Origin of the sequence: Streptomyces sp. KMM 9044 (assembly GCF_024701375.2) — a bacterium.
GTDB lineage: Bacteria > Actinomycetota > Actinomycetes > Streptomycetales > Streptomycetaceae > Streptomyces.
In genome coordinates this window covers 2,103,661-2,124,153 of the sequence record NZ_CP113910.1, presented here as the reverse complement: position 1 = coordinate 2,124,153, position 20,493 = coordinate 2,103,661, and the positions used below count along the sequence as shown (strand labels likewise).

Genomic DNA, 20,493 nt, shown 5'->3' with positions numbered 1-20,493 from the left:
CCCCCACTCCCATCCCCCGGACGTGAGCCGCACGCCGGTGATGCCGACGACGTCGTCAAGGAGGCCGCCGTGACCAGCACAGCCGATACGGCACCTGCCGCTCCCCGAGCGAAGCGGGACCGCACGCACTATCTCCACATCGCGGTGATCATCGCGGTCGCCCTCGGTATCGCCGTCGGTCTGTCGGCACCCGGCTTCGCGGTCGGGCTGAAGCCGATCGGCACCGGGTTCGTGAACCTGATCAAGATGATGATCTCGCCGATCATCTTCTGCACCATCGTGCTGGGCATCGGCTCCGTGCGAAAGGCCGCCAAGGGCGCCGCCGGCGGTATCGCCATGGGCTACTTCCTGGTGATGTCGCTGGTCGCGCTCGGCACCGGCCTGGTCGTCGGCAACATCCTGGACCCGGGAACAGGGCTCGCGGTCACCGACGCGGTCAAGGAGACGGGCCAGGCCCAGGTCGACGCGGAGGCCAAGTCCACCACCGACTTCCTGCTCGGCATCATCCCCACCACGATCGTGTCCGCCTTCACCCAGGGCGAGGTCCTGCAGACCCTGCTGGTCGCCCTGCTGTGCGGGTTCGCGCTGCAGGCCATGGGCAGGGCCGGCCAGCCGGTCCTGCGCGGCATCGAGCACATCCAGCGGCTGGTCTTCCGGGTCCTCGCCATGATCATGTGGGCTGCCCCGGTCGGTGCCTTCGGTGCCATGGCCGCCGTCACCGGAGCCTCGGGCGTGGACGCGCTGAAGAGCCTCGCGGTGCTGATGCTCGGCTTCTGCATCACCTGTGTGCTCTTCACCTTCGTGGTGCTCGGCGCGCTGGTGCGGATCGTCGCGGGGCTGGACGTCTGGTCGCTGTTCAAGTACCCGGGCCGTGAGTTCCTGCTGATCCTGTCCACTTCCTCGTCCGAGTCGGCGCTGCCGCGGCTCATCGCGAAGAGGGAGCACCTGGGCGTCAGCAGGCCGGTCGTCGGCATCACCGTCCCCACCGGCTACTCCTTCAACCTCGACGGCACCATGATCTGCATGACCATGGCCTCGCTGTTCATCGCCGACGCCCTGGGTACGCCGATGTCGATCGGCGAGCAGATCCCGCTGCTGCTCTTCCTGCTGGTCCGCCTCCAAGGGTGCCGCCGGTGTCTCCGGTCCCGGCCTCGCGACGCCGGCCGGTGGTCTGCAGTCGCACAAGCCGGCCCTGGTGGACGGCACCGGTCTCATCGTCGGCATCGACCGCCTGATGAGCGAGGCCCGCGCCCCGACCAACTTCGCGGGAAACGCGGTCGCCACGGTGCTGATCGGCACCTGGACCAAGGAGATCGACGAGGAGCGGGTCGGACAGGTCCTCTCCGGCAGCCTCCCCTTCGGCGAGGCCACCCTGCTCGACGAGCACGGCAACGACGGCCCTGCCGGCCCCCCCCCGCACCGGGCGGCGAGAAGGAACTCGCCACGGCCTGGCCCACAGGCCGCTGCCTGCCGCACAGGGGCCGGCGCCCCAGTGCTCCCCCCCGCCGCCGGGTGGCCGGACTACCTCCCCCGTGAGCCCGACCGATCGGCCCTCTTCCGTTCCGTCCCGTCTTGCCCTGACGCCGACGTCAGGGCTTGCGTTCACCGGTATGCGAATCGGCGGGCCGGCCGCACGCGCCGGGACCACCACGCGGACGCTGCGGTACCACGAATCACGGGGACCGCTGCCCGCACGGCGTACGGGCAACAACCACCGGACGCACGAGGAGAGCGACCTGAAGCTGCTGCGGCAGATCCGGACGCTGCAGGACTTCGGGTTCGAGCGGGAGGAGACCCGGCCCTTCGTGGGGTGTCTGCGGGCCGGACACCCGAAGGGCGACGCGTGCTCCGCCTCGCTCGCGGTCTACCGGCGCGAGCTGGGCGAACTCGACGCGCTCATCGGCGAGCTGCGGGCCGTACGGGCGAGCGTCGGGGAGCAGTTGGCACGGGCGGAGAGGGCACGGGCGGAGAGGGCACGCGACGAACCGGCGGCCGACGCCGCGGTTTCGGGAGGCCCGGAACCGGTGCGCGAACGGGGAGGGCACAGGTGAGCGGGGCGAAAGACGTGAGGGAAGTGACCGACGCGGACTTCGCGGCGGAGGTGATCGAATCGTCGCTGCCGGTGCTGGTGGAGTTCACCGCCGACTGGTGCTCGCCGTGCCGGCAGATGGCACCGGTGCTGGGCGCGCCGGCCGCCGAGGAGAGCGGGCGGCCGAAGGTCGTCCAGCTGAACGTGGACGCCAACCCGGACACCACCCACGCGTACAAGGCGCTGTCGACGCCGGCGTTCGTGCGGGTAATTGCGCCCGGGGGGTTTCCTCTGCGTATATTCGTTGACTCGCGACTTCAGTGGAACCGAGTTGCGCAGAAGTTTATTGAACACATTGTATCCGGGTGGGGGCAGAATTGTCAAACAGTGAATATCCGGACCGTGAATTCCGGCAGGAACAGGAATTCATCGACGGACTGTACGCACGCGTGGACGCCCTGCGCGGTGACACCGAGGTGTCCCTCACGGACGCGCTCGGGCAGGGCAACACGCCCATGCAGGCCAGGCTGGAGCGGGACGTCCTCGTCGCCGAGCGGTCCGGGCTGCTCGCGGCGCTGAACGCGGTGGACGGTTCGCTGTGTTTCGGCCGGATCGACCTCTCCTCGGGCGACACCCACCACATCGGCCGGATCGGCCTGCGCGCCGACGACGCCGAGCGCACCCCCGTCCTCGTCGACTGGCGCGCCGACGTCGCCCGCCCCTTCTACCTGGCCACCGGCCACACCCCGATGGGGCTGAGGCGCCGGCGGCACATCACCTCCGAGGGGCGCACGGTCACCGCCCTGCACGACGAGATCCTCGACCTCGGCGACGAGACCCGTACCGGCCACGAGGACCCGACCGGCGACGCCGTGCTGCTCGCCGCGCTCGACTCCGCGCGCACGGGCCGCATGGGCGACATCGTCCGCACCATCCAGGCGGACCAGGACCGCATCATCCGTGCCCCGCACCGCGGTGTCCTGGTGGTCGAGGGCGGTCCGGGCACCGGCAAGACCGCCGTCGCCCTGCACCGCGCCGCCTACCTCCTCTACGAGCACCGCGAGCTGCTGGCCCGCCGCGCCGTGCTGATCGTCGGCCCCAACCCGGCGTTCCTCGGCTACATCGGCGAGGTGCTGCCCAGCCTGGGCGAGACCGGCGTGCTCCTCGCGACCGTCGGCGAGCTGTTCCCCGGCGTGAAGGCCACCCGGGCGGACACGCCCGAGGCCGCCGCGGTGAAGGGCCGGGCCGATATGGCGGACGTCCTGACCGAGGTCGTCCGCAGCCGGCAGGCGCTGCCCGACCCGGTGATCACCATCGAGCACGACCGCGAGATCCTGATGCTGGACGACGGCCTGGTGCGGGTCGCCCGCGCACGCACCCGTGCCGCCAAGCTGCCGCACAACGCGTCCCGCGAGTACTTCGAGGGCCACATCCTCAACGCGCTCACCGACATGGTCGCCGAACGCATCGGCACCGACCCGTACGACGGCACCAACCTGCTCGACCCCAGCGACATCACCCAGATCCGCGACGAACTCGCCGAGAACCCCGACGTGTGGTCCGCCGTCGACCAGTTGTGGCCCCGGATCACCCCGCAGCGGCTGATCGCCGACTTCCTCGCCGCACCCGAGGACTTCCTCCCGGCCCAGGACGCCGCCGCGATACGCCGCCCGGTGACCCGGCACTGGACCGTCGCCGACGTGCCACTGCTCGACGAGGCCGCCGAACTCCTCGGCGAGGACGAACGGTGGGTGCGCGAGCGGGCCGACCGGGAGCGGCGGACGCGGATCGCGTACGCCCAGGGCGTCCTGGACGTGGCGTACGCCTCGCGGACCTTCGAGTTCGACGACAAGGAGGACGACGACCCCGAATCCTCCGAGGTGCTGTCCGCGCACGACATCATCGACGCCGAACGCTTCGCCGAGCGGCACGAGGAGGAGGACCACCGCAGCGCCGCCGAACGGGCCGCCGCCGACCGCACCTGGGCGTTCGGGCACATCATCGTCGACGAGGCGCAGGAACTGTCGCCGATGGCCTGGCGGCTGCTGATGCGGCGCAGCCCGACCCGCTCGATGACCCTGGTCGGCGACCCGGCGCAGACCGCGGAGGCGGCCGGGGTCGGCTCCTGGGCGGACATCCTCGCCCCGTACGTGGAGGACCGCTGGGAGCACACCCGGCTCGGCGTCAACTACCGCACCCCGGCCGAGATCATGGACGTCGCGGCGGCCGTGGTCCGTGCCGAACACCCCGGCTTCGAGCCGCCCGGCTCGGTCCGCTCCACCGGCGTGCGCCCCTGGGCCCGCGCCATCGACGACCTGCCCGGTGCCGTCGCCAAGGCCGTCGCGGATTTCGGCGGGCCCCAGGGCGGCCGGCTCGCCGTCATCGCCCCGCGCGACCTGCACCGCGCCCTGGCCGCCCGCCTCGACGGGGCGACGGCGGGCGCCGAGCCCGACCTGACGCAGGAGGTCGTGCTGCTCGACCCGCGGCAGGCCAAGGGCCTGGAGTTCGACTCCGTCCTCGTGGTCGAACCGGGGCGCTACGGCACCAGCGACCTGTACGTGGCGCTGACCCGCGCCACCCAGCGGCTCGGCGTCCTGCACACCGGGCCGCTGCCGAAACCGCTGGCGGACACGCTGGCATGACAGGAGGGTCCGGCGACGGCCGGACCGGTCAGGCCGGGCGCAGCCAGACCGTGGCCAGGGGCGGCAGGGCCAGCCGGACGCTCGCCGGGAAGCCGTGCCGCCCCTGCGGCTCCGGCTTGACCGGGCCCGGGTTGGCGACGTCCCCGCCGCCGTAACGGCCCGCGTCGGTGTTCAGGACCTCGTGCCAGGCGGGCACGTCGTCCGGGACGCCGACGAGGTAGTCGTGCCGGACCACGGGGGCGAAGTGGGACACCGCGAGCAGCGGGGTGCCGTCCCGGTCGTACCGCAGGAACGCGAGCACGTTGTCCTCGGCCGCGTCCCCGGCCACCCACCGGAACCCGGCAGGTTCGGTGTCCCGCTGCCACAGCGCCGGGGTGTGCCCGTACACGGTGTTCAGGTCGCGCACCAGGTCGCGCACCCCGCGGTGGTCGGCCTCGGCGCCGTACGCCGGGTCCAGCAGCCACCAGTCCGGGCCGTGCTGCTCGGACCACTCGGCGCCCTGTGCGAACTCCTGTCCCATGAACAGCAGTTGCTTGCCGGGGTGGGCCCACATGAAGCCGAGGTAGGCGCGCAGGCCGGCGCGCTGCTGCCACCAGTCGCCGGGCATCTTCGAGACCAGTGACCGCTTGCCGTGCACGACCTCGTCGTGCGAGATCGGCAGCACGTAGTTCTCGCTGTAGGCGTACACCATCGAGAACGTCATCCCGTGGTGGTGGTACCTGCGGTGCACCGGCTCGTGGCTCATGTACTCCAGCGAGTCGTGCATCCAGCCCATGTTCCACTTCAGCCCGAAGCCGAGCCCGCCGAAACCGCTCGGGCCCTCGTGATGGGTGGCCCGGGTGACGCCGTCCCAGGCCGTGGACTCCTCCGCGACCGTCACCACGCCGGGCACCCTGCGGTACACCGTCGCGTTCATCTCCTGGAGGAAGGCCACCGCGTCCAGGTTCTCCCGGCCGCCGCGCTCGTTCGGCTGCCACTGTCCGGGCTCGCGCGAGTAGTCGAGGTACAGCATCGAGGCGACGGCGTCCACGCGCAGCCCGTCGATGTGGAACTCCTCGCACCAGTACACGGCGTTGGCCACCAGGAAGTTGCGCACCTCGCGTCGCCCGAAGTCGAACTCCAGGGTCCCCCAGTCGGGATGGGCCGCCCGCAGCGGGTCCGCGTGCTCGTACAGGGGCCGGCCGTCGAACTCGGCCAGCGCCCACTCGTCACGCGGGAAGTGCGCCGGCACCCAGTCTGTCAGCACCCCGATCCCCGCCCGGTGCAGGGCGTCGACCAGGTACCTGAAGTCGTCCGGGGTGCCGAGACGGGCCGTGGGCGCGTAGAAACCGGTGACCTGATAGCCCCAGGAGCCGCCGAAGGGATGCTCGGCGACCGGCATCAACTCCACGTGCGTGAACCCCAGGTCCTTCACGTACGCGGGGAGTTGGTCCGCCAGTTGACGGTACGTCAGGCCTGGTCGCCAGGAGGGCAGGTGGACCTCGTACACCGAGAGCGGCGCCTCGTGCGCGGGCGCTTGGGCACGGCGCTCCAGCCACTCGGCATCCCCCCACGCGTACCGCGACGACGTGACGATCGACGAGGTGGCCGGGGGGACCTCCGTACGCCGTGCCATCGGGTCGGCGCGCAGGGTCCTCGAACCGTCGGGCCGGGTGATGTCGAACTTGTACAGCTCACCCTCGCCGACCCCCGGCAGGAACAGCTCCCACACCCCGGACGAGCCCAGTGACCGCATGGGGTGCCCGGTACCGTCCCAGAAGTTGAAGCCGCCCGCCACCCGTACCCCGCGCGCGTTCGGCGCCCACACGGCGAACCGGGTGCCGACGACGCCCTGGTGGGTCATGGGGTGCGCGCCGAGCGCCGTCCACAGCTCCTCGTGCCGCCCCTCGCCGATCAGGTGCAGATCGAGTTCGCCGAGCGAGGGCAACAGCCGGTACGCGTCCTCGACCTCCCGCACCGTCCCCTCGTAGGCCACGAGCAGCCGGTACGCCGGGACCTCCCGCAGCGGCAGCAGTGCCGAGAAGAACCCGCTCCCGTCGTCGTGCAGCTCGACGGTGAGGCCCCCGGAGACCACGGTCACGGCCAGGGCATACGGCTTGAAGACCCGGAAGGCGACCCCGCCCGGCACCGGATGCCCGCCCAGCACCGTGTGCGGGGCGTGGTGTGTGCCGTCCAGCAGCCGCTCCCGGTCGGCGGTGCCCAGAGCGGGGGAGACCGCGAGCTCCGCCTCCGGCGGGGCGAGCCGGCCGGCCTCCGGGTCGGTGCCGGAGGCCGGCACCCGCACGGCCCTGGCCTTCTTCGCCCTGCCCTTCTTCGAAGCGCCCTTCTTCGCCGTGCTCTTCTTCCCGGCGCCCTTCTTCGCGCCGCCCTTCCCGGACGTCTCCTCGGCTGCCGCGGGCTTCTTCCCCCGCGCGGACGCCGGCGGCTCGGCGGGCCGTTGTTCGGCAGGCTGCTCCGGATGCGAACCGCTGGACTCGGGACGGGGGGTCACGGACGGGGCCTCCTGAGAGAAGGGCGGGCGGGTCAGATCTGGTCGGTGCCGGCGAGTCTGCGCACCGCCGCCATCGGGACCGGGAGCCACTGAGGCCGGTGCCGGGCCTCGTACAGCACCTCGTAGACGGCCTTGTCCGTCTCGTACGCACGCAGCATCACGGGATCGGTGCGCGGGTCCCTGCCCGACGCCTCCGCGTAGCCGGAGCAGTAGGCCGCCCTGCAGTGCTCGGACCAGTCCGGCCGCGGCGGGTCCGCGGAGCGGGCCGCGTAGTCGAAGGACCGCAGCATGCCGGCCACGTCCCGGACCACGGGCTGCGGCATCCGCCGCTCGGCGAGCGGCCGGGCCGGTTCCCCCTCGAAGTCGATCAGCGACCACTCTCCCCCGCCGCCGAAAGCGGGAGAGGGGTTCCCTGCCGGGGACCGCAGGCACTGGCCCAGATGCAGATCGCCGTGCACCCGCTGGGCGGTCCAGGTCCGCCCCTCGGCGGCCAGGCCGTCCAGCGCGGTGTACGCCGAGCCGAGACCGGCCGCGTACGGCCGCAGCGCGGGCACCGCCCGGACGGCCGCCGCCAGCCGCTCGGCCATGCCGGCGACCATGATCCGCAGCCGGCTGCGGCCCAGGGTGACCGTGGGCAGCGCGCGGGCCAGCGCGGTGTGCACCTCGGCGGTGGCCCGCCCCAGCGCGCGCGCCTCGGCGACGAAGTCCTCCCCCTTGGCCAGCTCCCGCAGCGCCAGCTCCCACCCGTCCGTCGCACCCTGCACGAACGGCTGGAGCACGCCCAGCACATGCGGTTCGCCGGGGACGGCCGGGTCGGGGTCCGCGACCAGCCACGCCGTGGGCGGCGGCACCTGCGGGCAGCCCTCGCGGGCCAGCGCCAGCGGCAGCTCCAGATCGGGGTTGACCCCGGGCACGATCCGGCGCAGCAGCTTCAGGACGAACTCGTCCCCGTAGACGACGGACGAGTTCGACTGCTCGACCGTCATCAGGCGCGGCGCCAGACCGGACCGGATCTCCTGCCCCGGGTCCCGCTCGAAGCGCAGGACGCCGATCCGGGCCCGGGTGCGCAGGGCCTCCAGGAGCAGTTCGGCGGGCCGGGTGTCGTGCAGGGCCTCGTAGACCGTCCGTCCGGCGAGCGGGCCCTCGCCCACGTGCCCGATCAGCGCGCTCGCCAGCCGGGGCGGCAGCGCCTCGCGCACACCGATCAGCAGCTGGTAGCAGTCACCGGGGTGGGCGGTGCCGCCGTCGGGGACGGGCGAACCGGGTGGGACGGACGGGTCGGGCTGGTGGGCGCGGACGAGCAGGTGGTACAGGCCAAGCCGGGCGGTGGGCGGCAGCAGCTCGGTGGCCGCGATCAGGGTGAACCCGGTGACCGGCCGCCCCTTGCCCGCGAACCAGCGCTGTCGGGGCAGCCATTCCCTGAGCAGTGGATCCAGCGACACAAGGAGGCCGGGCGGGGGTGCGACCGTACGTATGACGGCTTCCGACATTTCAGTCGCGTCCTTTCCCCGGAATCGTCGGGGTGTTACTGATGCGTGCCCCGGGCGGGGCAGGAGAAACCGCCCCACCCCGGGTTCCCTGCGTGCTACGCGGTGTCCCCGCGCAGCCGGAACCAGTAGAAGCCGTGCCCTCCGAGGGTGAGCAGATACGGCAGTGCTCCCACGGCCGGGAAGCGCACCCCGCCGGACAGTTCGACCGGATGGCGGCCCTCGAAGGCGCTCAGGTCGAGTTCGGTGGGCTGTGCGAAGCGGGAGAAGTTGTTGACGCAGAGGACCAGGTCGTCCTCGTACTCCCGGAGGAAGGCGAGGACGGCGGGGTTGGAGGAGGGGAGTTCGGTGTAGGTGCCGAGGCCGAAGGCGGGGTTCTGCTTGCGGATCTCGATCATCCGGCGGGTCCAGTGCAGCAGTGAGGACGGCGACGCCATGGATGCCTCGACGTTGGTGACCTGGTAGCCGTAGACCGGGTCCATGATGGTGGGCAGGAACAGGCGGCCGGGGTCGCAGGAGGAGAAGCCGGCGTTGCGGTCGGGGGTCCACTGCATGGGGGTGCGGACGGCGTCGCGGTCGCCGAGCCAGATGTTGTCGCCCATGCCGATCTCGTCGCCGTAGTAGAGGATCGGCGAGCCGGGCAGGGACAGCAGCAGGGCGTTGAAGAGTTCGATCTGGTTGCGGTCGTTGTCCAGGAGCGGGGCGAGGCGGCGGCGGATGCCGATGTTGGCGCGCATGCGGGGGTCCTTGGCGTACTCGGCCCACATGTAGTCGCGTTCCTCGTCGGTGACCATTTCCAGGGTCAGCTCGTCGTGGTTGCGCAGGAAGATGCCCCACTGGCAGCCGGAGGGGATGGCGGGGGTCTTGGCGAGGATCTCGGAGACGGGGTGGCGGGACTCGCGGCGTACGGCCATGAAGATGCGGGGCATGAGCGGGAAGTGGAAGGCCATGTGGCATTCGTCGCCGCCGACGGCGTAGTCGCCGAAGTAGTCGACCACGTCTTCCGGCCATTGGTTCGCCTCGGCGAGGACCACGGTGTCCGGATAGTGGGCGTCGATCTCCTTGCGTACCTGCCTGAGGAAGGTGTGTGTGGCCGGCAGGTTCTCGCAGTTGGTGCCTTCCTCCTGGTAGAGGTACGGCACCGCGTCCAGCCGGAAACCGTCGATGCCCAGGTCCAGCCAGAATTTCAGCGCGGAGATCATCTCTTCCTGCACGGCCGGGTTGTCGTAGTTGAGGTCCGGCTGGTGCGAGAAGAAGCGGTGCCAGTAGTACTGTCCGCGGACCTGGTCGTACGTCCAGTTGGAGGCCTCGGTGTCGACGAAGATGATCCGCGCGTCCTGGTACTGTCTGTCGTCTTCCGCCCACACGTAGTAGTCGCCGTAGGGGCCGTCCGGGTTCCGGCGGGACTCCTGGAACCACGGGTGCTGGTCGCTGGTGTGGTTCATGACGAAGTCGATGATCACGCGCATGCCCCGCTGGTGGGCGGCGTCCACGAACTCCACGAAGTCGGCGAGGTCGCCGAAGTCGGGCAGGACGGCGGTGTAGTCGGCGACGTCGTAACCGCCGTCGCGCAGCGGCGACTTGAAGAAGGGAGGCAGCCAGAGGCAGTCGACGCCGAGCCACTGCAGATAGTCGAGCTTGGCGGTCAGCCCCTTCAGGTCGCCGATGCCGTCGCCGTTGCTGTCCTGGAAGGAGCGGACGAGGACCTCGTAGAAGACGGCTCGTTTGAACCAGTCCGGGTCGCGGTCCTGCGCCGGGGTGTCCTCGAAGGTGTCCGGTACGGGTTCGTTGACAGTCATGACGCTCCTGACCCTCCGGTTCGCTGTGCGGCGGGCGGTCGCTGGACGTGCAGGACATGCGCGGGAGCCCGCCCCGGCTCCAGGCGTACGTAGTTGGCCCTGCCCCAGTGATGGGTCTCGCCGGTGAGCTCGTCGCGCACCGGTACCGACTCGTGCCAGTCCAGGCCGAGTTGCGGCATGTCCAACGAGACCGTGGCCTCCTGGGTGTGGTGGGGGTCGAGATTGACGACCACCAGCACGGCATCCGGTCCTCTGCGTTTGCTGTACGCGATGACCGCGTCGTTGTCGGTGTGGTGGAAGCGGAGGTTTCGCAGCGCCCGCAGTGAGGGGTGCTCCCGCCGGATGGTGTTGAGGCGGGTGATGAGGGGGGTGATGGTGCGGCCCGTCTGTTCGGCGGTGTCCCAGTCGCGGGGGGTGAGCTGGTACTTCTCGGAGTGGAGGTATTCCTCGCTGCCGTCGTGCAGGGGGGTGTTCTCGCAGAGTTCGTAGCCGCTGTAGATGCCCCAGGCGGGGGAGAGGGTGGCGGCGAGGACGGCGCGGGCCTCGAAGGCGGGCCGGCCGCCGTGCTGGAGGTAGGCGTGCAGGATGTCGGGGGTGTTGGTGAAGAAGTTGGGCCGCATGTAGGAGGCGGCGTCCTGCGAGAGTTCGGTGAGGTAGTCGGTCAGTTCCTGTTTGGTGGTGCGCCAGGTGAAGTAGGTGTAGGACTGCTGGAAGCCGATGGCGGCGAGGGTGTGCATCATCGCGGGGCGGGTGAAGGCCTCGGCCAGGAAGATGACGTCGGGGTCGGTGCGGTTGACGTCGGCGATGACCCGTTCCCAGAACACCACCGGTTTGGTGTGCGGGTTGTCGACGCGGAAGATCCGCACCCCTGCTGCCATCCAGTGCCGCAGCACCCGGCAGGTTTCGGTGATCAGGCCGTCCATGTCCGCGTCGAAGGCGACCGGGTAGATGTCCTGGTACTTCTTCGGCGGGTTCTCCGCGTGGGCGATGGTGCCGTCGGGGCGGTGGTGGAACCACTGGGGGTGTTTGTGGACCCAGGGGTGGTCGGGGAGCACTGGAGGGCGAAGTCCAGGGCGATCTCGAGTCCGTGGCGGGCCGCCTGTCCGACGAACCAGGTGAAGTCCTCGAGGGTGCCCAGCCGGGGGTGGACGCTGTCGTGGCCGCCCTCGGGGGAGCCGATGGCCCAGGGGACACCGACGTCCCCGGGGCCGGCGTCGAGGGTGTTGTCGGGGCCCTTGCGGAAGGTGGTGCCGATGGGATGGATCGGGGGGAGGTAGACGACGTCGAAGCCCATCGCGGCGATCGCGGGCAGCCGGCGGGCTGCGGTGCGGAAGGTGCCGTGCGGTTCGTCCGCGGTGCCCTCGGAGCGGGGGAAGAACTCGTACCAGGAGCCGAACAGGGCGCGCTCGCGCTCCACCAGCAGCGGCAGTGGCTCACTGCCGGTGACCAGCTCCCGCAGCGGGTGGCGGGCCAGCACCGCGTCCACCTCCGGCGTCAACCCCGCCGCCAGCCGGGACGACGCCGGACGCCGCTCGTCGCGCAGCGCGTCCACGGCGGCGAGGAGCACGGCACGGCGGTCCGGTTCCGGGACCCCGGCCGCCGCCTTCTCGTACAGCCGGGCGCCCTCCTCCAGCACCAGACCGGTGTCCATACCCGCCGGAATCTTGATCCGCGCGTGGTGCCGCCAGGTGGCGACCGGATCGCTCCACGCCTCCACGGTGTACGTCCAGTGCCCCGTCCCCCCTGCGGTGACGGTCGCCCCCCACCGGTCGGTGCCGGGTGCCAGCTCCCGCATCGGCGTGAACGGCCCCCGCCGGCCCCCGGGGTCGGTCAGGACGACACTGGCGGCCACCGCGTCGTGCCCCTCGCGGAACACGGTCGCCGACACCTCGAACGACTCCCCGACGACCGCCTTCGCCGGCCGGCGCCCCTCGCGGACCTTCGGCCGGACGTCGAGGACGGGGATACGGCCCACGGAGGTGGCGGGGGCGGTGGAGCCGGGGGAGCCGGGGGAGGACGGCTCGGGCGTCGGCACCGGCGTCGGGGAGGGCGACGGAGCTGTGCCCCCGTCGCCCGGCCGCACCGGAGACGCTCCGGAACCGCGCTTCGCGGACGGCCGTGGCGGGCCGGGCTTCGGGGCCGTTCCGGGGCCCGGCCGCGCCGGTGTCCCGGAACCGGGCGCCGAGGGTGTCCTTACGGTGTCGGGCTGCGATGAAGGGGATGACGAAGGGTGCTTGGCGGGCATGACCGCTCCTGTCCGCGTCAACGTGGGTGGACGGATGACTGTGGGGAGGTGGGTCCTGCGTGGTCTTGCGCGATCCTGCGCGATCCTGAGTGACGTACCGTGATGCCCCGTCATGTCCCGTGGTGCACGGCGGCGCTCCTGAGGGGTGTACCGCAGGAGCCTTCCCACTCTGTTCGGGTGAGCAATCCGGCACTTTGTTAACTACTCGCGCGTATGTCGACACACAAGACCGGCCTCGCCGTGCGGGGCGGAGCCGGCTCTCGGCGGACCCGCTCCCACGCCGTCGCCCGTTCCCCCGCCGACGCCGTCGGCGGTTGGGGCGCGGGGCCCGGGAACGCCGCACCAGGGCGTCGGCGTCCGCGGCAGCCGGTTCGGCGACCCGAGTCCGCAGCCGCCGACCTTCCCGGCCGCCGCCTCCTTGACCAGGCCTTTCGTCACCTGAGCCGGAGTCGCCCGCGGGTGCCCGGCGAGATGCGGTGCCGCGGCGCCCGCCGCGTGCGGGGACGCCATCGACGTGCCCGAGGCGGTGACCCGCCCGGTGTCGCTCGCGGTGGCCGCCGACGTGATGGCGGCCCCGGGGGGCGAACAGACCCACGGCCGAGCCGTGGTTCGAAAAGGCCGGTTTCTTGTCCTGCCGACCGGTCGCGCCCCTCGTGATCGCCTGTCCGGCCCCCGCCGGCGAGTACAGCGCGGCCGGCCCGCCCTCGTCGCCCGCGGCGACCGTGCAGCTGACGCCGGACGCGATGGAGGCGCGGAGGGTGGTGTTCAGCGCCATGGCCGGAGTTCTCCTCCTCGGCTCGGCGTACGGCGCCGCGGGCCGGGGTGCACCCGGCGCGGCCGGCACGCCACCGTGGCAGCGTCTCGTGCGGAACGAAGCCCCGCAAGGACGCCTACAGGTGGGGAACCGGCCATGTCCGCCGCGCGGCGAATCGTTTGGGTGAGGGTACGCCGGTGCCGGGTTGTCCGACTTCCGCCGTGGATGCCGTTTCCGCCGGTAGTGTCGTACGGGACGACCGGACGCACAGTGCCGTCCCTCCGCACCGCGACTCGCGCCGAGGTGGAATTTGAAGGCGATCCGTCGATTCACCGTCCGACCCGTTCTCCCCGACCCCCTCCAGCCCCTCAGTGACCTGGCCCGCAATCTGCGCTGGTCCTGGCACACTCCGACCGGCGACCTCTTCCAGTCCGTCGACCCCGAAGGCTGGGCCGCCTGCGGCCGCGACCCCGTACGGCTGCTGGGCGGCGTGGGGCCCGAGCGGCTCGCCGAGCTGGCCGGCGACCGCGCGTTCCTGGACCGCCTCGACGCGGCCGCGGACGACCTGCACTCGTACATGACCGGCGACCGCTGGTACCAGACCCAGTCCGGCACCCGGCCGCATAGCGACCAACTGCCCGCCTCCATCGCCTACTTCTCTCCGGAGTTCGGCATCACGGCCGCCCTGCCGCAGTACTCCGGCGGGCTCGGCATCCTCGCCGGCGACCACCTCAAGGCCGCCAGCGACCTCGGCGTCCCGCTGATCGGCGTCGGCCTGCTCTACCGGCACGGCTACTTCCGCCAGACCCTGTCCCGGGACGGCTGGCAGCAGGAGCACTACCCCGTCCTCGACCCCAACGAGCTGCCCCTCGTCCAGCTCGAGGAACCCGACGGCAGGCACGCCCTGGTGAGCCTCGCCCTGCCCGGCGGCCGGTCGCTGCGCGCCCGGATCTGGCTGGCCCAGGTGGGCAGGGTCCCGCTGCTCCTGCTCGACTCCGACGTCGAGGAGAACGACCCCGGCGCCCGCGGCGTCACCGACCGGCTCTACGGCGGCGGCAGCGAGCACCGGCTGCTCCAGGAGATGCTGCTCGGCATAGGAGGAGTCCGGGCGGTGCGCGCGTACTGCGGGCTCACCGGGCACGCACCGCCCGAGGTGTTCCACACCAACGAGGGCCACGCCGGTTTCCTCGGTCTGGAGCGCATCGCCGAACTGGGCTCCGAGGGGATGGAGTTCGACGCCGCCCTGGAGGCCGTCCGGGCCGGGACCGTGTTCACCACGCACACCCCCGTACCGGCCGGCATCGACCGCTTCGACCGCGATCTGGTCGCCCGCCACTTCGGCCCCGACACCGAACTGCCGGGCATCGACGTCGACCGTGTCCTCAGGCTCGGCAGGGAGACGTACCCCGGCGGCGAGCCCGGTCTGTTCAACATGGCCGTGATGGGCCTGCGCCTCGCCCAGCGCGCCAACGGCGTGTCCCTGCTGCACGGCAGTGTCAGCCGCGGGATGTTCGCCGGGCTGTGGCCCGGGTTCGACCCCGAGGAGGTGCCCATCACCTCCGTCACCAACGGGGTGCACGCGCCCACCTGGGTCGCCCCCGAGGTGTTCCGGCTCGGCGCCCGGCAGATCGGCGCAGAGCGGGCCGAGGAGGCGCTGGCCGTCGGCGGATCGGACCGCTGGGACTCGGTCGCCGACATCCCGGACGAGGACATCTGGGAGCTGCGCCGGTCCCTGCGCGCCCTGCTGGTGATGGAGGTGCGGGAGCGGCTGCGCGCCTCCTGGCGGCAGCGCGGCGCCGGGACGGCGGAGCTGGGCTGGATCGACCGGGTGCTCGACCCGGACGTGCTGACCATCGGGTTCGCCCGGCGGGTCCCCTCGTACAAGCGGCTGACGCTGATGCTGCAGGACCAGGGCAGGCTGACGAACCTGCTGCTGCACCCCGAGCGGCCGGTGCAGATCGTGGTCGCGGGCAAGGCTCACCCGGCGGACGAGGGCGGCAAGCGGCTCATCCAGGAGCTGGTCCGGTTCGCCGACGACCCGCGCGTCCGGCACCGGATCGTGTTCCTGCCCGACTACGGCATGGCGATGGCGCAGAAGCTCTACCCGGGCTGCGACATCTGGCTGAACAACCCCCTGCGTCCGCTGGAGGCGTGCGGCACCAGCGGCATGAAGGCCGCGCTCAACGGCTGTCTCAACCTCTCGGTGCTGGACGGCTGGTGGGACGAGTGGTTCCAGCCCGACTTCGGCTGGGCCATTCCCACCGCGGACGGGGTGGACGGGGGCACCTCCACGCTTTCGGCGGTGGGGGACGACCCGGACCGGCGCGACGCCGTAGAGGCCGCCGCGCTCTACGACCTGCTGGAGCAGCGGATCACCCCGCGCTTCTACGAGCGGGGTGGGAGCGGGCTGCCGGACCGGTGGCTGGAGATGGTCCGGCGCACCCTGAGCCTGCTCGGCCCGAAGGTGCTGGCCGGCCGGATGGTCCGCGAGTACGTCGAGCGCCTGTACGCGCCCGCCGCCGGCAGCCACCGCGCGATGGATCCGGACGCCGCGCGGGACCTCGCCCGGTGGAAGTCCCGGGTGCGCGCCGCCTGGCACGGGGTGAGCGTCGACCACGTCGAGACGTCGGAGACACCGGGCACCGCGGAACTCGGCACCACGCTCGGGCTGCGGGTGCGCGTGGGCCTCGGCGACCTCGGCCCGGACGACGTCGAGGTCCAGGCCGTCTCCGGGCGGGTGGACGAGGAGGACCGCATCGCCGACGCGACCCCCGTACCGCTGAAGCCGGTGGGCGCCGCCGACCTGGAGGGCCGCTGGGTGTACGAGGGCCCGCTCGCCCTGGACCGCACCGGACCGTTCGGCTACACGGTCCGTATCCTGCCCAGCCACCGGCTGCTGGCGCAGGGCACGGAACTGGGCCTGGTCGCGGTCCCCTCGGAGGAGGTCCTGGGGGCGGCGGGGCTGCTGATGAGGTGAGGCGCGGCGAGTGAACGGATGGGGACGAAGGGCCTCGGGGAGTCCTCAGGACTCCCCGAGGCCCTTCGTCGCGAGGCGGCGCAGCACCGTGCCGCAGCGGCGGGCCCAGGCCTGCTGCAGGCCACGGCCGGCCGGGCCGGCCGCCCGCGCGTACCACCTGGCCGGCCTGCTGAACGCCGAGACGGTCAGCCACACCGTCCCGTCACCGGTGCGGTCCACGACGAAGGCCTCCTCACCGCACTCCGGATGACCGGGCAGGGTGCCGTACGCCCAGCCGGCTCTGCGGTGTTCCTCCACCGTCCAGACCACCCGGCAGGGTGCCCGGACCACTCCGGCGAGCGTGACGGTGACGTCGGCACCGGGCGTCGCACGGTCGGCGCCGGTGTCGAACCCGACCCCCAGGGCCCGGTGCAGTTCCCAGGACAGGACCGCCTGCGCGCCCTGGCGGAAGACCGCCTCGCCCTCGCCGAGGCGGGTGCGGACGTGCAGGGGATGGAATCCGGGAGGGCAGAAACCCGGCTCACGGGTCGCGCCGACGTGGTCGTAGGTGAAGTCCGCCGAAGACATGGGACCCAAGAGTAGGGCGGCGCCCGGAGCCGTCGACGGGGGGGCGCCGCCCCGGAGGTCCGGCCTCCGGGGCGGCGCCCCGTTCCGTGTGCTGCCTGCGGCGGCCTACGGGAAGGTGGGTCCCCGGCTGTTGATGTGGCCGGTGTCCCGGGCGGCCTGGTCCTGCACCCTCAGCCGCCAGATGCCGTTGGCGGTTTCGGAGGAGGCGTGGACCGTGTAGGTCTCGTTGACGTTGTCCGCGGAGTCGCCGGAGCTGCGGCTCTTGAGGCGGTACGCCGTCCTGTCCGGGGCCAGCAGGTCGACGACGAGGTCACCGCGCCAGGTGTGCACGATGTCGACCGGTCCCGGAGGCCGGAGGGAGCGTTGCCCGCCTGCCCGGTCACGGTGACCGACGAGGTGACGGCCGCGCCGTTGTCCGGGATGGACACGTCGGTGGTGTTCTCGAAGGTGGTGCCGCCACCGCCACCGCCACCGCCACCGCCACCGCAACCGCTCACCCCCGCCCAGCGCGCCGACGTTGATGCCGGCCCAGGCGTCCTGCACCGCCCCAGACCGAGGTCCTCGGGGGTGTCCGTCTTGGTGGCGTCCGCCTCGCGGATCAGCTCGGCGCGCTGGGCGGGGGTGAGCGGTACCGACTCCGCGGTGGGCTTCGGCCGAGCCGCAGGTGTGGCGTCCGGCACGGCACCTCGCCGCACGGCCGGATCACCCGGGTACGTCCGGTACGAGGGCGGTCCGGCCGCACACCGATGCGCGCACCAGACACCGCAGGGCCGCCCTTCGGGCGACGACGGGAAACTCCGGACAGGACCTCCTAGGGGCCCTCGGTGTAGCCCCAGGCGCGGGCCAGTTCGCGCAGGCGGGGAGGGAGTTCGGTGTCCGGGGCGGCCGGGCGGGCGGTGTGGATGCGGCCGGATCTGATGGTGTCGGACCAGTCGCCCAGCTGAGGGCGGAAGGCCCCGTGGTCCTTACTGCCGTAGTCGAGCATGCCGGGCTCCCAGGGCACGCCGAGGTAGTCGCACACGCCCCGGGTCACCCGCTCCGGTGCGGTGGTGAGCTCCTCGTAGGAGATCACGTGGGCGCCGGGGGCGTGCCGCGCCTCCTCCAGCTTCTCTGCGTAGCCGAGGACCTCGGCGCGGATGGCCGCGTGGTCCGGGTCGGTGCGGCGGGCGGTCAGGGAGGCGACGACCGCTCCCGGGTGGCGCAGCAGGACGATGCGGCGTGCGCCGGGCCAGCATCGGTGCAGCCGGGGCCAGACGAGGGTGTTGGGCGGGGTCTTGTCGACGATGACGTCCTTGCCGCTGCGGGTCAGTTCCAGGTGCAGCACCCGGTCCCACAGGAGGTGCTCGAGTTCTTCCCGGTCCAGCTGCAGGGCCCGCATGGCGTCCACGCTGAAGGACCGGGACAACTGGACGTGCAGGGTGCGCAGGTGCATCTCGTGCGGGGCGCGTATACGGCTGTGGCTGTTCAGCAGGACGCGCAGCAGCGTCGATCCGGAGCGCACCGAGGACAGCACGAACACCGGTGACTCCACCAGACGTGGCGCGGGCGGGGCGGCGTACGGGGCCGCCCCGGGCCGGGGGGCCGGCACCGCGTCGAGGCGGCGGCGCGGCGGGCTGACGGCCTGCGCCATCAGCCTCCCCCGACGCCTCAGCCCCTTGCCGATCGCGGAGATTCGCGGGTCCTTCACCGTGCCACCTCTTTCTCGCCGTGCGCTGGCTGCAGTCCAGGGGTGGCGGACGAACGTGAGGTGTCCGGGAGGCGACGCGCCGGGGCGGCCGGTCCGCACACACCGGCCGCCACCAGGCACTTCGGCCCTTCCTTAATTCTTCGTGGGAAGGCTTCGGCCGGAGGGCGCGGGACGGCCGGGGGGCCCGCTGCTACGCCTTCCACTCCTCCCAGGACATGTTCCAGCCGTTGAGTCCGTTGTCCGGGGCGATGGTGGCGTCGTTGGAGTTGTTCACGACGACCACGTCACCGATCACGGAGTTCTCGAAGGACCAGGAACCCGGGGCCTTCTTGTCCCAGCCGCCACGGGTGTCGCGCAGGCCGATGCAGCCGTGGCTGGCGGCGTCGTTGCCGCAGGCGCCGCCGCCCCAGTAGTTGCCGTGGATGAAGGTCCCCGCCCGACGTGCTCAGGCGCATGGCGTGCGGGACGTCCTCGATGTCGTACTCGCCGCCGAACCCGACCGTCTCGCCGTTCATCCGGGTGACCACGCGCCGCTCGCTGATGACCATCCGGCCGTTCCAGGTCGCGGCGCCGGGGCACCGGTGGTGACCGGGATCGTCTTGATGACCTTGCCGTCCCGCTCGACCTTCATGGTGAGCTTCTTGGCGTCGACGACGGAGACCTGGCTGCGGCCGATGGCGAAGGAGACGGACTTGGCCTGCTCGCCGTAGACACCGGGGCGGCCCTCGACGCCGTCGAGGTTGAGGCCGGCGGTGACCTCGGTGCCGGCCTTCCCGTACTTCTCGGGCCGGAAGTCGAGGCGGTCGTTGCCGAACCGGTGGCCCCCGACCTCGACGGCCGGCTCGGTCCTGACGGTGATGGCCTTCTCGACGTCCCCGGGGTTGGTGATGCCCCGGGTGAAGCGGAGCGAGAACGGCATTCCGACGCCGACCTTGGAACCGCCCTCGGGGGTGAAGGTCCCGACGAAGGTGTTCTCGGGGGTCGGCGGGGTGAAACTGGAGTCCTCGGCGGCGGTGCGGCCGGCGGAGTCCTCGGCGACCGCGTGCACGGTGTACTTGGCGGAGGCAGCCAGGTGGGTCGACGGCCTCCGGCGGGCGCCGTCGCCGGATATCTCCCCGTCGACCCTCTCGCCGTCCGGGTTCTTGACGACGACCTCGGTCAGTCTTCCCCCGGCCGCGTCGACCTTGAGTGCTCCGCTGGTCCTCACCGACTCGGCGCCGTCCTCGGGCGCTATGCCGATGACCGCCTCGGGCTGCTTGCTCACCGCCGCGGTGGGGTCCTTGGGCCTGTCGTCCTGCGAGCCGGACCCGGCGCCCGAGCCGGTACTCCCGCCGCCGCAGGCGGCGACCGCGAGCATCACCCCGGGTGCCAGTGCGGCGAGCTTCCCGCCGCCGCGCCCGCGCGCGCCGACCGACGCCCCGATATCGGCCCCGCGTTCACTTGTTTCTCCCCTCGGCGGGCCTGGCCCGACCCGCGCCCCCGCACGCCTCTCGCGCTTCGGCGCATAGCAACCGCAGGCCAGGAGGGTTGGACGCGGCTGGTGTGTCACCGTTCCGTTCCGGCTTTCACCTTCTGAGGCGCACAACCGGAGCGCCCTTTCGGCGGGCCTGGCCCGACCCGCGCCCCCGCACGCCTCTCGCGCTTCGGCGCATAGCAACCGCAGGCCAGGAGGGTTGGACGCGGCTGGTGTGTCACCGTTCCGTTCCGGCTTTCACCTTCTGAGGCGCACAACCGGAGCGCCCTTTCGGCCGTCCGCGCAAAGAGTGTGGCCCCAGCACGTCACCCAGGGGCCGCGCCAGGGCCACGCCGAGGCCG

General features: G+C 72.1%; 8 protein-coding genes and 6 pseudogenes. 5 read left to right on the top strand and 9 right to left on the bottom strand.

What is annotated here, in order from left to right; genetic code table 11:
• Positions 1–69: 69 nt before the first annotated feature.
• The 4 genes and pseudogenes from HUV60_RS09355 to HUV60_RS09345 form a co-directional block, all read left to right on the top strand.
• Positions 70–1,449: pseudogene (locus HUV60_RS09355) on the top strand (cation:dicarboxylate symporter family transporter); the annotation flags it as partial.
• A gap of 161 nt (positions 1,450–1,610) precedes the next feature.
• Positions 1,611–2,051, top strand: a complete 441-nt coding sequence (locus HUV60_RS09350) for a MerR family transcriptional regulator (protein ID WP_257847858.1) — start codon at positions 1,611–1,613, stop codon at positions 2,049–2,051.
• A pseudogene (locus tag HUV60_RS33865) lies at positions 2,048–2,281 on the top strand (thioredoxin family protein); the annotation flags it as partial. The gene HUV60_RS09350 and the pseudogene HUV60_RS33865, both read left to right, overlap by 4 nt.
• Positions 2,282–2,388: 107 nt before the next feature.
• The gene (locus HUV60_RS09345; RefSeq protein ID WP_257850113.1) at positions 2,389–4,671 is read left to right on the top strand and encodes a HelD family protein; all 2,283 of its coding nucleotides are present in this window, start codon (positions 2,389–2,391) and stop codon (positions 4,669–4,671) included.
• Positions 4,672–4,699: 28 nt separating this feature from the next.
• On the opposite strand, the gene glgB is transcribed toward HUV60_RS09345, so the two are convergent.
• From glgB to HUV60_RS09320, 5 genes and pseudogenes are all read right to left on the bottom strand, one after another.
• A complete protein-coding gene (glgB, locus tag HUV60_RS09340) occupies positions 4,700–7,162 on the bottom strand; it encodes a 1,4-alpha-glucan branching enzyme (RefSeq protein ID WP_257847859.1) in 2,463 nt (820 codons plus the stop codon).
• 32 nt (positions 7,163–7,194) lie between these two features.
• Entirely contained in the window at positions 7,195–8,652 is a 1,458-nt protein-coding gene (locus tag HUV60_RS09335; protein WP_257847860.1) for a maltokinase N-terminal cap-like domain-containing protein, read from the bottom strand.
• A gap of 95 nt (positions 8,653–8,747) precedes the next feature.
• Positions 8,748–10,448 (bottom strand): maltose alpha-D-glucosyltransferase, encoded by a 1,701-nt coding sequence (gene treS, locus HUV60_RS09330; RefSeq protein ID WP_257847861.1) that lies wholly within the window; start codon positions 10,446–10,448, stop codon positions 8,748–8,750.
• Positions 10,445–12,693 (bottom strand): annotated as a pseudogene (locus HUV60_RS09325) (alpha-1,4-glucan--maltose-1-phosphate maltosyltransferase). The gene treS and the pseudogene HUV60_RS09325 overlap by 4 nt, the downstream one beginning before the upstream one ends.
• 351 nt (positions 12,694–13,044) lie before the next feature.
• A pseudogene (locus tag HUV60_RS09320) lies at positions 13,045–13,462 on the bottom strand (S8 family serine peptidase); the annotation flags it as partial.
• A 295-nt stretch (positions 13,463–13,757) separates the two neighbouring features.
• On the opposite strand from HUV60_RS09320, the gene HUV60_RS09315 reads away from it, so the two are divergent.
• Positions 13,758–16,424, top strand: coding sequence for a glycosyltransferase family 1 protein (locus HUV60_RS09315; RefSeq protein ID WP_257847863.1), 2,667 nt, complete (start codon positions 13,758–13,760; stop codon positions 16,422–16,424).
• Positions 16,425–16,469: 45 nt separating this feature from the next.
• On the opposite strand, the gene HUV60_RS09310 is transcribed toward HUV60_RS09315, so the two are convergent.
• The 4 genes and pseudogenes from HUV60_RS09310 to HUV60_RS09295 all read right to left on the bottom strand — a co-directional run bounded on the left by HUV60_RS09310 (position 16,470) and on the right by HUV60_RS09295 (position 20,035).
• Positions 16,470–16,991 carry a DUF1990 domain-containing protein gene (locus HUV60_RS09310; RefSeq protein ID WP_257847864.1) on the bottom strand — a complete coding sequence of 174 codons (522 nt, stop codon included), beginning with the start codon at positions 16,989–16,991 and terminating at the stop codon, positions 16,470–16,472.
• A 105-nt stretch (positions 16,992–17,096) separates the two neighbouring features.
• Positions 17,097–17,537 (bottom strand): annotated as a pseudogene (locus tag HUV60_RS09305) (proprotein convertase P-domain-containing protein); the annotation flags it as partial.
• Between the two features lie 265 nt (positions 17,538–17,802).
• Positions 17,803–18,678: a sulfotransferase family protein gene (locus tag HUV60_RS09300; RefSeq protein WP_257847865.1), complete on the bottom strand. Its 876-nt coding sequence runs from the start codon at positions 18,676–18,678 to the stop codon at positions 17,803–17,805.
• 190 nt (positions 18,679–18,868) lie between these two features.
• Positions 18,869–20,035, bottom strand: a pseudogene (locus tag HUV60_RS09295) (L,D-transpeptidase).
• Positions 20,036–20,493 lie beyond the last annotated feature (458 nt).

What these genes read in the sequence shown, in the direction of transcription:
- HUV60_RS09310 (WP_257847864.1), bottom strand. Translation starts at nt 16,991, where the DNA reads ATGTCTTCGGCGGACTTCACCTACGACCACGTCGGCGCGACCCGTGAG.
- HUV60_RS09350 (WP_257847858.1), top strand. Translation starts at nt 1,611, where the DNA reads ATGCGAATCGGCGGGCCGGCCGCACGCGCCGGGACCACCACGCGGACG.
- HUV60_RS09335 (WP_257847860.1), bottom strand. Translation starts at nt 8,652, where the DNA reads ATGTCGGAAGCCGTCATACGTACGGTCGCACCCCCGCCCGGCCTCCTT.
- treS (WP_257847861.1), bottom strand. Translation starts at nt 10,448, where the DNA reads ATGACTGTCAACGAACCCGTACCGGACACCTTCGAGGACACCCCGGCG.